Raw genomic sequence first — 15,699 nt, forward strand, 5'->3', positions numbered from 1 at the left:
GGCCGGGGCAGGGCTTCGGGCCTCAGGCGTCAGGGGGTGGCGCGGTGCCAGGTGGGGCGGGTGGGGGTGGCGGGGGTGGTGGAGGTGTGGAGTTCGGCGTCGAGGCCGAGGACGGTGGTGGTGGTCGTGCCGTCCGGTTCCGCCACGGCCGCCGGGGCGCCCGCGAACAGCATGCGGGATTCCGCCCAGGCCGGCGGGCCGCCGAGGCCCGAGGTGCTGACCGTGCCGCTGTCCGCGCGGCCCGCCACGTGGCGCCCCGCGGCGCCGACCGCGCCGTAGCCAGGCCCGGCCGCCCGCCTCCGTGACGCTGGAGACCTGCGGCCTGGTCGCGGGGCCCGCCGTCACCACCGCGGTGCGCACCACGCCCGAGTCGGGCCGCCGGAAGTACAGGCGGACGCCCGCGCCGTCCGGGGACGCCGTCAGGGGGACCGTCGTGGCCGGCAGGCCCGTCGGCGAGGGCCCGCGGAGCGGGCCGTCCGGGCCGGCCTGGGTCCAGGCCAGCACCGAGGTGGTGGTCGTCGCGTACACGTGGCGCCGCCCGGCGGAGTCGACGGCCGTGACCGGGTCGCCCTGCAGGTCCTCGCCGCCGAGGCGCTGCCAGGGCGAGAAGCCTCCGTCGGGCTGCTGCGTGACGGCGCGCAGGGTGCGGCGGGAGTCGCGGAGGTAGACCGTGAGGAGGCCGCGCGCGTCCACCGCGACCGCGGGCGCGCTGATCGCCGAGGTGCCGTCGTCGTCGCCCTTCTCGGGGCTGCCGAGCGACTGCCACCCCCCGAACGCCCCCTCGGGCGCGACCTGGACGGCGTACACGACCTCGCGCCGGTAGTCCGCGGGGGCGGGGCCGAGGACGGTGCGGGTGGCGAGGACGGCGACGCGGCCGTCGGGCAGCCGGGCGGCGGTCGCGCCCGGGTCGATGCCCGGGCCCGCGAGGAAAACCGGCTTCTCCCAGACGCCGGTCGCGCCCCGCGTCCAGTACGCCATGCGTCCGTCGAGCACCGTGAAGGCCCAGAGGCGGCCGGACACCCCCTGCGTCAGCCAGGAGGTGTTGTCGGCGCGGGTGTAGCGCAGCGACTGGGCCCAGTTGCGCCCGGTCGGGTTGCCCGCGACCTTGCGGTCGCCGCAGCCGGAGGGGCTGCCGCAGTGGTCCTGGTGGTCCTGCCAGGCGTAGGTCCGCAGGTAGTCGGTCTTCGTCTCGGCCGTCTGCGGGTCCAGCGAGTGCGGGAGCGTGCTGTTGTGGTAGCCGAGGTAGCTCTGGACGGAGAAGTGCGGTCGCCGCTGCACCTGTTGGGCGTAGGCGGCAGTGGCGGCCTGCACGAAGCGGGCGCCGTACATGTGGTCCTGGTGGTCGGTGAAGCGGCCGCTGTCCGGGTACCGGCCGGGCGTCGGGTCCTGCATGCGTATCGTCGTGGGCCGGTACTGCTCCAGTACCCCGGCTATCGCCTGTATCAGCTGGTCCTTCGTGTACGCGTGGCCCTGCTTGACGGGGGTTCCGGTGGTCAGCTGGGACTCCAGCGCCGGTATTCGGCCGTTCCACAGGCCGCGCAGGCTCTCGGGGGTGTCCTCGCCGGTCGTACGCGCCTCGCGCAGCATCAGCCACACCAGGTTGACCTGCGGCTCGGCCATGAGGACGTCGACCTCGGCGCGGCCGCCGCCGGCGGTGGGCACGACCGTACGCCGCCACGCGCTGGTGCGGTCGCCGGTGGCCATCTGGGCGTAGGCGGAGCGGATGCCGTTCTGCCGGGCCTCCGCGTAGTGGGCGCGGTCGGCGGGCTGTTCGGGGTCCTTGGCGGCGTTGCCGTGCGCCTCGTTGCGGCCGTCGGACTCCCCGGACGTGAGGTAGACGGTGGTGACCTGGGTGCCGGCGGTCAGGGAACGGCTGAGGTCGGGGTTCATGAAGAACAGGTCGTCGTCGGGGTGCGCGACGATCTGCACGACCGAGCCCGAGGTGACGCTCGCGGGCTGGACGACGGTCGGGTTCTTCCCCTGGGCGGCGTCGGCGGCGGTCTGCTGGCCGGAGGCCACCGAGAGCACGGAGAGCACGCCGGTGGTGCCGGCTGTCAGCGCGGTGAGCAGGGCCGCGAAGCGGCGACGGGTCACGGGCATCGGGCACGCCTTGGGTTCGTTCCGGGCAGGAGAAAACGCTGAGCAGTCAGAGAGAGGCGGAATCGGCGAACTTGGTTCACCGAAGCCGCCGATGACTCCTGCTTTCCGGAAAACAGCGGGTAAGTGCCGCCCGTGGGCGGGCATTTCGTCCGCTCCGCGCGCGGCGAGAGCGCCGGATGGTAGGGGAACCGGGCCTGTACGGGGCGCCGTCTGTGCGGGATTGCGCCTTTGCGGGGTTGCGCCTCTGCGGGGTTGCGCCTCCGCGGGGGCCGCCGCGCAGGGGCACGCGCTGTGGGGTCTGCGGTACGGGAACGCCGCGGCGTGCACCGCCGTTGCAGGAGCCCGTGCCAGGGGCACGTGGTGCGGGGCCGGGGTTGCCGTCTGGGGCCCGGGCCATGGGGTCGCTGCCCGGGCGCGGGCGGGTTACGGAGGCGCGTTGCGCGGGCCCACCGGTTGCCAGGGGGCCAGGTAGGCGTCCGGGGCGTCCGCCGACGAGGTCACGTACAGGCGGGCGTCGAGCCCCACCACCGCCAGGCTGACCATGTTCCCCCCGGTCATCGTCGACGAGGGCGCGCCGACGAACATCAGCGGGGACCGCCCCCACGGCCGCCCCGGCCCGACCTCCGAGCCCAGCTGCCCGCCCGCCGCGCGCCCCGCGAGCACGTGCCCGCTCGCCGTCACCGAGCCGAAGCCGTTCAGGCCGCCGAGGTCGGTCATGTGGTTGACCTTCAGCCCGCCCTCGGCCGTCATCAGGGCCGTACGGACGTTGCCCGAACCGGGCTTGCGGAACCACAGCCGTACCCCGCCCTCCCGGCCCTCCGCCGTCAGCGGGAGGGTGGTGTCGGGCAGCCCCGTGGCCGTGGCCCGGCCCAGCGGGGCGCCCGGCTTCGGCTGCGCCCAGCCGACCACCGACTTCGACGTCGCGGACAGCACCATGCGCCGCCCCGCGCCGTCGGTCGCGGTGACCGGCGTACCGTGCAGGTCCTCACCGCCGTACTTCTCCCAGGGGCCCCAGCCGCCGTCGGCCTGCTGCACCCGGCCGCGCAGGCCGTACGCGCCGTCGCGGACGTACGCCGCCACCTGCCCGGTGCCGTCGACCGAGACGGCCGGGGCGCTGATGTCGGAGGTCCACGCCTCGTCCGCCGTCTCGGGGGTGCCGAGCGACTGCCACGGCCCGAACCCGTCGGCCCGCGGCGCCTTCTGGACCGCGTAGACCACCTCGCGCTTGTAGTCGGTGGGCCGCGCCCCGAAGGAGGTACGGGTACCGAAGACCGCGATGCGGCCGTCCTTCAGCGTCACGGCGGAGGCGCCGGGGTCCATTCCGGTGCCGGGCAGCAGGTCGGGGCCGCGCCAGGCGCCGACCGGGCCGGGCCGGTGCCAGACGGCGACCTGGCCGTCGAGCACCTTGAAGGCCCACAGGCCGTGGTCCTGGTCGGAGGTCAGCCAGTTGGTGCCGGTGCCGCGGGCGTAGTTGATGGAGTCCGTCCAGCGGTTGCCGGCGGGGTGGTCGGAGACCTTGAGGTCGCCGCAGCCGGCGTCGCTGCCGCAGTGGTTCTGGCGGTCGAGCCAGGCGTAGGTGTCGAGGCTGTCCAGTTTCTCCTTCGCCTCCTGGGGGTCCAGTGCGCTGGGGAGGGAGCCGTTGAAGTAGCCGACGTAGTTCTGCACGGCGAAGTGCGGGCGGTCCGTGACGTCCTTCGCGTAGGCGGCCGTTGCCATCTGCACGAAGCGGGCGCCGTAGAAGTGGTCCTGGTGGTCGGTGTACTGCTTGGTGTCCGGGTACCGGCCGGGGGTGGGGTCCTGGAAGCGGACGGTGGTCGGCCGGTACTGCTCCAGCACGCCGGTGAGGGTCTGGACGACCTGGTCCTTCGAGTACCCGAACCGCTGCTTCACCGGCGTGCCGGAGGAGAGCATCGAGTCCAGGCGGGCGACCTTGCCGTCCCAGAGGCCGTGCAGGCTGGCGGGCGCGTCGGCGTAGCCGTGGCCGGCCTCGCGCAGCTGCAGCCAGACGAGGTTGACGCGGGGGTTCGCGACGAGGACGTCGACCTCGGCGTGGCCGCCGCCCTTCGTCGGGACGACGGTGCGCTGCCATGCGCTCGCGCGGTCGCCGGTGGCCATCTTGGCGTAGGCGGCGCGGATGCCGTTCTGGCGGGCCTCGGCGTAGGCGGGCTTGTTGGGGGCGTGTTTGTCGGGGGCGGTGCCCGGGCCCTTGGCGGGGGTGGCGTTGACGCCGTCGGCTTCGCCCGCGGTGAGGTAGACGGAGGTGACGGGGTGGCCGGCGGATATGGAGTACCGCAGGTCGGGATTCATGAAGTACAGGTCGTCGTCGGGGTGCGCGACGATCTGGAGCACGCGGCCGGGGTCGGGTACGGCGCCGATGGCGACGGGCGAGTTGTCCGGACGGGCCGGGCCGGCGGGGTCGGCGGTGAGGGCGGTGACGGCGCCGGCCCGGAGCACGAGCATGCCGGCGGCGGAGAGGGCCGCGCAGAGGGCGACGCCCTTGACGAGCCCGGCCCACCGGTGCCCCCTGCGGCCGTCGTCCGCACCCCGGGCGGCGGTGGACGCCCCGCCCTCGCGGGCGAGCCGCGCGGCTCGGCGGCCGCCGGCCTCGGCCTGGGCCTGGGCCTCGCGGGCGAGCCGCGTGGCCTTGCGGCCGCCGGGCGGCACCTGCGGTGCGGAGGGTGCCGGTGCGACGCCGTCCGGGGTCTGGGCTGGGGTGGACGCGCCTGCCGCGCCCCGGGTGGGGGTGGGTGCGCCTGCTTCCGGGGCGGGTGCTCCGCCCTCGCGGGCGAGGCGCGTGGCTCGGCGGCCTTGCGGGGCGTCCGGCGGGCGGGCGGCCCCGGTGGCCCGGCGGCTTCCGGTCGTGCCCCGGGCAGCGGGGGACGCGCCCGGGGCGTCGCCATCAGTGGCTCCACCCTTGCGGGCGAGTCGGGCGGCCTTGCGGCCGCCGGCCGGGATCCGGGGCTCGGCGCCGAGGGAGTCCGGGGCCCCGGCTCTGCGGGCCAGTCGGGCCGCCCTGCGCCCCTGCGGGGCGGGCGGCGTGGCGCCGCCGGCCGCCGGCGCGTGCGGTGCCGTGTCGTCGGGGGCACCGGCTTGGGCCGGGAGTCGGGCCGCCCCGCGCCCCTGCGGGGAGGGGAAGTCGGGGGCTCCGCCCCGGGACGTCGCGTGCTGTGACTGGTGGGGGATCGAGGGGGTGTACGGGACGGGGGTGTCGCGCCGGGGCGGCGGCTCGGCATGGGGAAACTCACGTACGGGCACGGGGTGTTGGTGCTGGTGGGGCAGGTGCGACTGGTGGTACTGCTGGGGTTGCTGGTGCCCTACCGGCTGCCCGTCCCGCCCGTCCCCCTGGTACTGCCCATCCCACCCGTCCCCCTGGTACTGCCCGAACTGCCCGTCCCCCTCGTACCGCCCGTACAACCCGTCCCCCTCGTACAACCCGTCCCCCACGTGCTGCGCGCCCCGCGCGTCCCACTCGTAACCGCCCGTCCTCCTCGAACCCCTCCGGGCACGGGGTGTCCCCCGGCTGCCTTCGGGTTCCCGCCCGGGCGGGGGTGTCCGTCGGGCATGGGGCTCCTCGTGGCCGGTCGGCGGGGAGCGGGCCCCATCAAGCGATAAGTGTTCAGAATTAAGCAGATAATCCGATAATCCATGCCATGGTACGTCCCGGTGAGTCGAACGCCTGCTCCGGATAGGCTCGACCCAAGTACGCCAGGGCAGTGGCAGCGACGACCGCGGGAGGCGGCGGGATGACGGTCCCGGGACGCAGGAGCAGCACCTTCATCCGGCTGCTCCGCAGCGGTTTCACCGACCCCTCCGCAGCCGCCGCGCTGCTCGACTCCGACGCGCTCGCCGCCGTCCGCGCCGATCCCGTGCTGCTCGACGCCCTCGGCGCGACCGCCGACCCCGACCTGGCCCTGCGCGGGCTGGCCCGGCTCGCCGAGGCCCAGCCCGACGGCGAGCTTCCCCGGGCTCCTCGACACCCTCGTCAGCGCCAAGCCGCTGCGCGACCGCCTCCTCGGCGTGCTCGGCGCCTCCGAGGCCCTGGGCGACCACCTCGCCCGCCACCCCCGCGACTGGCTCGGCCTCGTCACCTACGAGGCCGCCGACCTGCACCCCGGGCTCCCCGAGTTCGAACGCGGCCTCGCGGACGCGCACGACCCCGTCGGCCTGCGCGTCGCCTACCGCCGCTGCCTGACCTCCATCGCCGCCCGCGACGTCTGCGGCACCATCGACGTCGCCCAGACCGCCGCCGAACTCGCCGACCTCGCCACCGCCACCCTCCGCGCGGCCCTGCGGATCGCCACCGCCGCCGCCCCCGACGACGCCGCGATCTGCCGCCTCGCCGTCATCGCCATGGGCAAGTGCGGCGGCAACGAGCTGAACTACGTCTCCGACGTCGACGTCATCTTCGTCGGCGACGCGGCCCCCGGCGCCGACGAGGCCAAGGCCCTCCAGGCCGCCACCCGCCTCGCCTCCCACCTGATGCGGATCTGCTCCGAGACCACCGTCGAGGGCACCATCTGGCCCGTCGACGCCAACCTCCGCCCCGAGGGCCGCAACGGCCCCCTCGTCCGCACCCTCGCCTCCCACCTCGCCTACTACCAGCGCTGGGCCAAGACCTGGGAGTTCCAGGCGCTCCTGAAGGCCCGCGCCGTCGCCGGCGACGAGACCCTCGGCACCGCGTACATCGACGCCATAACGCCTCTGGTCTGGCAGGCGGCCGAACGCGAGAACTTCGTCCCCGACGTCCAGAAGATGCGCCGCCGCGTCGTCGACAACATCCCCGCCGCCCAGGTCGACCGCGAACTCAAGCTCGGCCCCGGCGGCCTGCGCGACGTCGAGTTCGCCGTCCAGCTCCTCCAGCTCGTGCACGGCCGCAGCGACGCCACCCTGCACTCCGGCACCACCCTCGACGCCCTCCACGCCCTCGCCGCCGGCGGCTACGTGGGCCGTGCCGACGCCGCCCAGCTGCACGACGCGTACCGCTTCCTGCGCGCCATGGAACACCGCATCCAGCTCTACCGGCTGCGCCGCACCCACCTCGTCCCCGAGGACGAGGACGACCTGCGCCGCCTCGGCCGCTCCATGGGCCTGCGCACCGAACCGGTCGCCGAGCTCAACAAGGCCTGGCGCCGGCACGCCTCCGTCGTGCGCCGCCTGCACGAGAAGCTCTTCTACCGGCCGCTGCTCGATGCCGTCGCCCAGCTCACCCCCGGCGAGACCCGGCTCTCCCCGCGCGCCGCCGGCCAGCGACTCGAAGCCCTCGGCTACGCCGACCCGGTCTCCGCCCTGCGCCACCTGGAGGCCCTCGCCTCCGGCGTCACGCGCAAGGCCGCCATCCAGCGCACCCTGCTCCCGGTGATGCTGGGCTGGTTCGCCGACTCCGCCGACCCGGACGCCGGCCTGCTGAACTTCCGCAAGGTCTCCGACGCCCTCGGCAAGACCCCCTGGTACCTGCGCCTGCTGCGCGACGAGGGAGCCGCCGCCGAGAACCTGGCGCGCGTCCTGTCCGCCGGCCGCCTCGCCCCCGACCTGCTGATGCGGGCCCCGGAGGCGGTGGCCCTGCTCGGCGACCCAGAGGGTCTGGCGCCCCGCAGCCACGAGGCCCTGGTCCAGGAGGTCCTCGCCGCCGTCGGCCGCGCCGAGACCCCGGAGACCGCCGTCGCGGCCGCCCGCGGCGTGCGCCGCCGCGAGCTGTTCCGTACCGCCGCGGCCGACATCATCGGCTCGTACGGTACGGAGGACAGCCCGGCCGAGGAGGACCACGGAGCCCTGGTCGACCGGGTCGGCGGAGCCGTCTCCGACCTCACCGCCGCGACCATCGCGGGCGCCCTGCGCGCCGCCGTGCAGTCGCACTTCGGCGACACCCTGCCCACCCGCTTCGCCGTCATCGGCGTCGGCCGCTTCGGCGGCCACGAACTGGGCTACGGCTCCGACGCCGACGTCCTCTTCGTCCACGAGCCCCGCGAGGGCGTCGACGAGCAGGAGGCCGCCAAGGCCGCCCAGACCGTCATCGCCGAGATGCGCAGGCTGCTCCAGCTGCCCACCGCGGACCCGCCGCTGCTCATCGACGCCGACCTGCGCCCCGAGGGCCGCTCCGGCCCGCTGGTGCGCACCCTGGCCTCCTACGCCGCCTACTACCGGCGCTGGTCGCTGACCTGGGAGAGCCAGGCGCTGCTGCGGGCCGAGCCGGTGGCGGGCGAGGAGGAGCTGGGCCGCCGCTTCATCGAGCTGATCGACCCGCTGCGCTACCCGGCCGAGGGCCTCGGCGAGGACGCGGTGCGCGAGATTCGCCGCCTGAAGGCCCGTATGGAGTCGGAACGGCTGCCGCGCGGCGCCGACCCGACCCTGCACACCAAGCTGGGCCGCGGTGGCCTCAGCGACGTCGAGTGGACCGTGCAGCTGATGCAGATGCAGCACGCCTGGGCCGAACCGGGCCTGCGGACCACCCGGACCCGCGAGGCACTCGCCGCCGCCCACGCGGCCGGGCTGATCCCGACCGACGAGGCGCAGATCCTGGACGAGGCCTGGGTCCTGGCGACCAGGGTCCGCAACGCCGTGATGCTGGTGCGGGGCCGCGCAGGGGACACCTTCCCGTCCGAGGCCCGCGAACTGGGGGCGGTGGGCCGTTACCTCGGCTACGCCGAGGGCACGGTCGGCGAGCTGCTCGACGACTACCGCCGCATCACGCGCCGCGCCCGCGCGGTGGTCGAGGAACGGTTCTACGGAGGCTGACGGCCCGGACACCCTCCCCGCGACGCGGAACGGCGGTCGGCGGACCCCATGAGGGGGCCGCCGACCGCCGTTGCGGGGCCTCGACGTCGTGTCAGCGGGCCGTGCCGAAGTCCTGGGTCCAGTAGGAGTTCGGCTGGGCGAGGCCGATGCCGATCTCCTTGAAGGAGCAGTTCAGGATGTTCTCGCGGTGGCCGGGGCTGTTCATCCAGCCCTCCATGACCTTCTCGGGCGTGCTGTAGCCGTAGGCGACGTTCTCGCCGTAGGTGCTCCACGCGTAGCCGGCGCGGGTGATGCGCGTGCCGGGGTCCGAGCCGTCGGAGCCCGTGTGGGACATGGTGCTGTTCGCGGCCATGTCGGCGCTGTGGTCCTGCGCGGCCTTGGTGAGCTTCGCGTTCAGGGTGACGGCCTGGCATCCGGCGGCGGCGCGCTCCTGGTTGACCAGGGCGAGGACCGCGGCGACGGAGCCGGAGGCGGCCGGCGCGGGGGAGGTCTTCGGCGGCTGCGGGGCCTGCGGCTTCTTCGTGACCGGCGGCTTCGCGGGCTGCGGCTTCGCCTGCGGCGGCTGCGCCTGGGAGGGCTGCGCCTGCGGGGGCTGGGCCTGCGGGGGCTGGGCGGCGGACTCCGAGGCTTCCGCGGACGGCTGCTCGGGCGCCGGGGTGCTGCTCGGCGTCGTCGGGACGTCCACCGGGACCGCGGTGTTGGGGTCGGCGGTGGGGACGTACTCCCACGGGCGCTGCGCCTGGTGGCTCGCGGTACGGGTCCGGCCGGTGTCGTCGCCGCCGGTGTCGAAGCAGGCCATGGCGGCCGTGGGAACGCCCACGATTCCCAGTGCGCTGACGCCGATGATTATCTTCCGGTACTGCTTCTTCTTCCGATGCTTCTGCATGCGTGACCTCATTCGGTGATCGCGAAGCTTCCGGCGCCGGAACTGCGGGACGCCGGAATGGTCGACATTCTTAGAAGTCCGCCATTGGCCTGGCAAGTTTCCCTTTCGCGCGCACCCCGGGGATTCGGCACGCGGCTTGAAACGGGCCGTTGATCGTGCATGGTCACGATCAGGTCACTGGCACAGCCATGTGATGTGTCTTCAGGAGCGGTCGTGACCAGGGAAGTAGGGGGCCGGTAAGGCGGTAGCCGGGATTCCGTTCCCGTAGGAGAGGGGAATGTCGAATCCAAAACGGACAAATGTCGAAATGTCGAGGGGGTGGCGCGCCCGGGAGGGCCTCCAGCGCCGGGATTCATGCCGTGACGCATGTCACGCAACCGGGTGCCGGATCGTGGCGTCCGGCCCGCCCCGTGACGGCTGCAGTCCAGGGGTGTGGTCCTGCCCGCGCGGGAAAGGCCCCGGTGGAGGGTGCCGCGAGAGCCTGCCCGCTTTCCCCGTGGCCCATTCGGAGGAATTGCCGAGAACGGAAAAGATCCAATCCGGCCGACGGGGCGATGGGCCCGCCGCAATTCCTTCGGGCGGCCCCGGTGCGTTCGTGCCTCCAGGTGGTTGCGGGTGCCGTGCCGCTCCCGACACGGTAGGGCTACTGCATGACACAAAGGCAGGACGAGGCCGATGGCGGGGCGAGTCGGCGGCCGAGGCAGGGGAGCGCCACGACCGCCGCGCTCGCGGGAGCGCTGATCGGTGCCCTGGCCGGTCTGACGGGCAGCACGCTGGCCTACTTCGAGGCCAAGGACACGCGCAGCGAGGAGGCCCACGCCCGCCGTGCCGATATCCGCCGGACCGCCTACGTGGACCTCGCCGGGACGGCGAACACGTACGTGCAGCAGGCCACCCACCTGCTGGCCGCGAGCCTCGACCCCGCCAAGACGCCGCAGGAGAGGCAGCGCCAGTTCGAGAACGGATACGCGCCGGCCAACACGGAGCTCGCACGGGCCCTCACGACGGCGCGCCTCGTGACGCCGTCCGACGGGCGCCGGGAACTGGCGGCGATCGACAGCACCTCCGCGCGGTTGGGGGAGCTGGCGACGGACTGGTACGCGAGGGGACCCGAAGGCGTGGACCTGGTGAAGGCCGACGCCGAGTTCGCCGAGGCGGTGAAGGCGCAGCTGGCGGCCGTGCAGAGGTTCATGGACCGGGCGGCCGACGAATCGCTGTAGCGCGAGGTCAGGCGGCGGCGCTCGCCGGTGGTGTGCAGTCGCGGCAGTGGCCGGGGGTGGGGGAGCGGAAGGCGCGTTCGCAGCCGTCGCACGTACGGAGGGGATGGACGGCGCGGTCCGGGCCGCCCGGGTCGGGCGCCCCGGGGTCCGGCAGGCGCGGCGGCAGCAGCTCCCGCAGGCGGTGGGCGACCAGCGCGGCGGGGGAGTGGATCGTCTGCGTCGGCAGCGAGCGGGTGAGGGCCGCGGTGACGGCGCTCGGGGCCAGCCCGCGCTCCAGCCATTCCGCCGCGGCGGGCGCCAGCCGTACGGTGTCCCGCTCGGACAGTGTCAGCCGCGGGTCACGCAGGCGCAGCCGGGCCAGCACCTCCCGCGCCTCCAACTCGACCTGCAACTCGATCTCCGGCGCGACCGGTTCGGGGGCAGGTTCGGGCTCCGGATCTGGTTCGGGCCGGGAGGCGGGCTTCGGCGCCGGCTGCGGGGGCGCGACCCGTGGCGCGCGGGCCGTCTCGGCCATGGCGGGCGGGTTGTTGTACGAGACCGTGCAGGTCACGACGCGTCCAGACGGCAGCCGCTCCTGGAAGCGGGCCAGGTAGCCGTGGCGTTCCAGCTCGCGCAGCGCTGCGGCGATCCGGACCTCACCCTCGGGGAAGCGTTCGGCGAGGGCCTTGATGGTCACCTTGGAGCCGGTCGGGAGCGACTGGATGTGCGTGGCCAGGCCGATCGCCGCCATGCTCAGCCGGCGGTGCTGGGCGAGGTGGTTGCCGATCTTGACGTAGCCGCGCCGGTGGTCGTGGTTGACGTGTCGGATACCCGACGGGACGCGCGCGGGCGCGCTAAGCTGCTGGTCAGCCATGGGGGAAGGGCTCACTTCCGCTGTGGTCAGGCCCTCGCCCGGGATTGCCGTCCCGGCCGGGGGCCGAATGCGTTTTATGGGGTTGTCGGGAGTCAGGGTGCACGGCGAATTGCCCTCCGCGCCAGCCCGGTTGGGGTAATTCACCCGACCGGGTGAGAGGGGAGGGGGAGGTGTGGAAGGTCATTTCCCCCCGGTTATTGGTCTTTAGGCGTCGTGCGCCCCCGGATATCGATCCACCGGGTCGTGGAAAGCTCGATCCGGTGAAATCGGACTCGCCACGTCGATTTCCGCCCACACCGTCTTCAGCGGTGCCGGCCCGTGATCCGTACCCCACCGCACGGCGAGCGCGGACACCAGCACCAGCCCTCTCCCCGACTCCGCCCCGACGTCCGGCGCCCCGGTGGTCGAAGGCGGCCCGGACTCCCGGCGAGTGTCCGAGACTTCGATACGCAGCGTAGGCCCCGGCGCGAGGCGCAGCGCGAGCCGGAAGTCCCGCCCGCGCACCCGGCCGTGGGTCACGGCGTTCGCGGCCAGTTCGGCGACGACCAGTGCGGCGTCCTCGAACGGAAGCTTCCGCTCCGCGAGTTGGGCCACGGTGAGCACACGTGCGGCGCGGGCGCCGCGCGGGGTGGAGGGGAGGGTGGCGACGAGGGACATTTCCTGATTCACGTGACTCAGCGTGGCCGTCCGTGCGTACGCTGAACAGAGTTGAGGGTGCTGTGTACGACGGCTGTCCAGAGCGGTCCCGTGGTGTCCTCGCGGTCCAAGGGGAGGCGGATGTGAACACGGACGGCGCCGACGAGTCGAGCTGGGAACTCGACCCGGAGGACGAATCCGGGGCGGTCATCGCCACGGTGGGACGCCAGCTGAAGATGTGGCGCGAGGCGGCGGGCTTTGACCGAACCAAGTTCGGTGAGCGGATGGGATATGGGGCGAACCTGATCTACAAGATCGAGCGAGGAGCCCGTATTCCGCGCCCGGAGTTCCTGGACAAGGCGGACGAGGTCCTCGGGGCGGACGGGAAAATCGCCGCCATGAAGGCGGATGTCGAGAGGGCCCGCTATCCCAAAAAGGTCCGGGATCTGGCCAAGCTGGAATCCGAGGCGGTGGAGATCGGGTCCTACGACAACGGTGTGGTGCCGGGCCTGCTCCAGACCGAGGAGTACACGCGTGCGCTGTATGCGGTGCGGCGTCCCGTCTACTCTGAAGACGCCACCGAGCGTCTGGTCGCGGCGAGGCAGGCACGCCAGCACATCCTCCGGCAGCATTTGGCTCCCCTGCTGACGGTGGTGCAGGACGAGGCTGTCCTTCGGCGGCCCATCGGGGGCAAGATGGTCATGCGTCGCCAGCTGGAACACCTTCTGGATGTCGGCCAGTTGCGCAACGTGGAAATCCAGGTGATGCCTACCCTCGTCGAGGAGCATGCTGGGCTTGCAGGGTCCCTCACGGTCATGCGGCTCAGGGACGGAACGACCGTCGGTCACAACGAAGTTCAGCTGGTCAGCCGCTTGATCACGGAACCCAAAGAGGTCCAGATTCTGGACATGCGCTATGGCATGATCCGGGCACAGGCTCTCACGCCTCGCGCATCGCTGACGTTCATCGAGAAGGTACTAGGGGAGACATGAGCATCAAACAGTCGGCCGCTGACCTCTCCGAACTGGCATGGGTCAAAAGCAGCTACAGCACCAATGACGGCCCGAACTGCATCGAGGTCGCCTGGACCAAGAGCAGCTACAGCACGGCCGACGGCCCCAACTGCGTCGAGGTCGCCCACGTCCCCGGGACGGTGCTCGTGCGGGACTCCAAGCGGCCCGAGGGTGCGCGACTGACCGTCGCCCCGGCCGCCTGGACCGGGTTCGTGGCGCACGCAGCCACCGCGTGACCGGCGGGGCCCGAGCCGTCGAGGCCGTCCTGCGACAGCAGCGCCCGGATCGGGGGTGCTGGGACGCCGTGGTCGACGCGGTGTGTCCTGAAGGGCCCGGCTGCGACGCCGGGCGGGTGCTGGTCCAGGCGGGCCCGGCCATCACCCGGCACGTCGACCGGATCACCACGGACCTGCGCCGACAGCAAGGTGCCTTCGGCCATCGCGTGAGCGTGCGCGCCCTCGCGGGCACGGGGAGCCGGCGGGCCCTGCCCGCCCCGCACGCCCTCGACGAGCACGGCGGGCTTCCGTACGCCCGCCCCGAGGACCGTGCCACCACCGCTCCGCCCCCGGCCGAGCTGACCGAGGTCAATGCTCACAGGACCGCGCTGCGCCGGCGGCAGCGACGGTCACCACGGAACACCACCGCCCTCGAAGTCCTCGCGCTCTGCGGAGCCGGCGCCGCCGGACATGCGGTCGCCACCGGCCCGCCCGGAGCATGGACGAGAATCTACGCCGCGTACGCGTACTGGCCGATCACCGGCGACCCGGAGCCCGCCGTACCGGTCCTGCTCGCGGTCCGTACGCTCACCGACGCCTGGGAAGGGATCGACACGTGGGGGGCATGACGTTCACGATCCGCCGCGCGGGCCCGTACGACGGGGACGTCCTCGGGGAGATCCACGCCGCCGCCTGGGAGGCGGCGTACGCGCCTTTCTTCGATTCGGCCTTCGCCGCGGACGGGATCGCGAGCAGGCGCACCCGCTGGCACGCACGGCTCGCCGAGCCGGACTCCACGATCCTGATCGCCGAGGGGAACGGGCGTCCGGTGGCCCTGTCCGTCCATCGCTCGTCCTCCTCGACCAGGCCGGGGCTCGCCGAGATCCTCTCCTTCTACAGCCACCCCGACAGCTGGGGCAGCGGCGCCGCCGCCGCGCTCATGGCGGGGACGCTGGAGGACCTGCACGGCGCCGGTTTCACCCGTGCACACCTGTGGACGCTGCGCGACACCCCTCGGTCCCGGCGGTTCTACACGAAGGCCGGATTCACCGAGAGCGGCGCCTCCCGCACGTACGACTTCGGCGACGGGCGGCCGCTGACACAGGTCGAGTACGAACGCACGAGCTCCACGGACACCCTCTAGGAGCGGCGGGTGCGGAAGCGGTTCAGCATCTGCGCCGCGGGGTGCGGTCCCGTGTGCTCGGGGTGGCGGGGCAGGCGGTGCGGCATCGCGCCGTACCAGGTGCGCGAGACGGTGTAACCGAAGGCCAGGCAGATCATGCCGCCCACCGCGTCCAGCCAGAAATGGTTGGCGGTGGCGACGATGACGACGAGGGTCGCCGTCGGATAGAGCAGGCCCAGGATGCGGGCCCAGGGCGCCGAGGCGACCGCGAAGATCGTCAGGCCGCACCAGAGCGACCACCCTATGTGCATGGAGGGCATCGCAGCGTACTGGTTCGACATGTGCTTGAGGTTCCCGGAGGCCATCGAGCCCCAGGTGTGGTGGACCAGCACGGTGTCGATGAAGTCCTGCCCGTTCATCAGCCGGGGCGGCGCGAGCGGGTAGAAGTAGTAGCCGACGAGGGCGACGCCGGTGGTGGCGAAGAGGACCAGGCGCGTGGCGGCGTACCGGCCGGGGTGGAAGCGGTAGATCCACACCAGGACGCCGATGGTCACGACGAAGTGGAGCGTGGCGTAGTAGTAGTTCATGCCGACGATCAGCCACGTCACGGAGTTGACGGCGTGGTTGACCGACTGCTCGACGGCGATGCCGAGGGTCCGCTCGACGCTCCAGATCCAGTCGGCGTTCGCGAGGGCGATCGACTTCTGCTCGGGCACCGCGTTGCGGATCAGCGAGTAGGTCCAGTAGCTGACCGCGATCAGTACGATCTCGAACCAGATCCGCGGCCGCCGCGGGACACGCAGCCGGGACAGCGGGGCGCGCTCGGACGCCGGGCGGGTCTCGGTCTCGACCACTACGGGTGAGGAGACATCCGTCCGGGTTTCCAGTGTCTTCACGCTCGATTCACCCATGGGGAGAGAG

The 15,699-nt window shown here is 73.2% G+C and carries 10 protein-coding genes and 2 pseudogenes; 6 read left to right on the forward strand and 6 right to left on the reverse strand.

Annotated features, from left to right (window positions below; all coding sequences use genetic code 11):
- Nucleotides 1-558 precede the first annotated feature (558 nt).
- Both AC2RP6_RS27435 and AC2RP6_RS27440 read right to left on the reverse strand, forming a co-directional pair.
- Nucleotides 559-2,244 (reverse strand): annotated as a pseudogene (locus AC2RP6_RS27435) (PIG-L family deacetylase); the annotation flags it as partial.
- Nucleotides 2,245-2,523: 279 nt separating this feature from the next.
- Nucleotides 2,524-5,355 (reverse strand): PIG-L family deacetylase, encoded by a 2,832-nt coding sequence (locus tag AC2RP6_RS27440; protein WP_486448611.1) that lies wholly within the window; start codon nt 5,353-5,355, stop codon nt 2,524-2,526.
- Between the two features lie 488 nt (nt 5,356-5,843).
- Between AC2RP6_RS27440 and AC2RP6_RS27445 the strand changes: the two are divergent.
- A pseudogene (locus tag AC2RP6_RS27445) lies at nt 5,844-8,832 on the forward strand (bifunctional [glutamine synthetase] adenylyltransferase/[glutamine synthetase]-adenylyl-L-tyrosine phosphorylase).
- 91 nt (nt 8,833-8,923) lie between these two features.
- Here the strand turns inward: AC2RP6_RS27445 and AC2RP6_RS27450 are convergent.
- A complete protein-coding gene (locus AC2RP6_RS27450) occupies nt 8,924-9,718 on the reverse strand; it encodes a CAP domain-containing protein (protein ID WP_486448612.1) in 795 nt (264 codons plus the stop codon).
- A gap of 650 nt (nt 9,719-10,368) precedes the next feature.
- On the opposite strand from AC2RP6_RS27450, the gene AC2RP6_RS27455 reads away from it, so the two are divergent.
- Nucleotides 10,369-10,938, forward strand: coding sequence for a hypothetical protein (locus tag AC2RP6_RS27455; protein ID WP_486448613.1), 570 nt, complete (start codon nt 10,369-10,371; stop codon nt 10,936-10,938).
- Nucleotides 10,939-10,945: 7 nt separating this feature from the next.
- Here the strand turns inward: AC2RP6_RS27455 and AC2RP6_RS27460 are convergent, their stop codons facing one another.
- Together AC2RP6_RS27460 and AC2RP6_RS27465 are read right to left on the reverse strand one after the other, a co-directional pair.
- Entirely contained in the window at nt 10,946-11,791 is an 846-nt protein-coding gene (locus AC2RP6_RS27460) for a DEAD/DEAH box helicase family protein (protein ID WP_486448614.1), read from the reverse strand.
- A 204-nt stretch (nt 11,792-11,995) separates the two neighbouring features.
- The gene (locus AC2RP6_RS27465) at nt 11,996-12,460 is read right to left on the reverse strand and encodes an ATP-binding protein (protein WP_486448615.1); all 465 of its coding nucleotides are present in this window, start codon (nt 12,458-12,460) and stop codon (nt 11,996-11,998) included.
- Between the two features lie 110 nt (nt 12,461-12,570).
- On the opposite strand from AC2RP6_RS27465, the gene AC2RP6_RS27470 reads away from it, so the two are divergent.
- Genes AC2RP6_RS27470 through AC2RP6_RS27485 form a run of 4 tightly spaced genes read left to right on the forward strand, consistent with a single transcriptional unit; the run spans nt 12,571 to nt 14,799 of the window.
- Nucleotides 12,571-13,419: a helix-turn-helix domain-containing protein gene (locus AC2RP6_RS27470; RefSeq protein WP_486448616.1), complete on the forward strand. Its 849-nt coding sequence runs from the start codon at nt 12,571-12,573 to the stop codon at nt 13,417-13,419.
- Nucleotides 13,416-13,676, forward strand: a complete 261-nt coding sequence (locus AC2RP6_RS27475; RefSeq protein ID WP_486448617.1) for a DUF397 domain-containing protein — start codon at nt 13,416-13,418, stop codon at nt 13,674-13,676. The genes AC2RP6_RS27470 and AC2RP6_RS27475 overlap by 4 nt, the downstream gene beginning before the upstream one ends.
- Complete coding sequence (locus tag AC2RP6_RS27480; protein ID WP_486448618.1) at nt 13,673-14,284, forward strand: hypothetical protein; 612 nt, start codon at nt 13,673-13,675, stop codon at nt 14,282-14,284. The genes AC2RP6_RS27475 and AC2RP6_RS27480 overlap by 4 nt, the downstream gene beginning before the upstream one ends.
- Nucleotides 14,281-14,799 (forward strand): GNAT family N-acetyltransferase, encoded by a 519-nt coding sequence (locus tag AC2RP6_RS27485; protein WP_486448619.1) that lies wholly within the window; start codon nt 14,281-14,283, stop codon nt 14,797-14,799. Before AC2RP6_RS27480 ends, AC2RP6_RS27485 begins: the two co-directional genes overlap by 4 nt.
- On the opposite strand, the gene AC2RP6_RS27490 is transcribed toward AC2RP6_RS27485, so the two are convergent.
- A complete protein-coding gene (locus AC2RP6_RS27490) occupies nt 14,796-15,689 on the reverse strand; it encodes a phosphatase PAP2 family protein (RefSeq protein WP_486448620.1) in 894 nt (297 codons plus the stop codon). The genes AC2RP6_RS27485 and AC2RP6_RS27490 overlap by 4 nt on opposite strands.
- Between the last annotated feature and the right edge of the window lie 10 nt (nt 15,690-15,699).

This window comes from Streptomyces sp. WAC03905 (assembly GCF_057371075.1).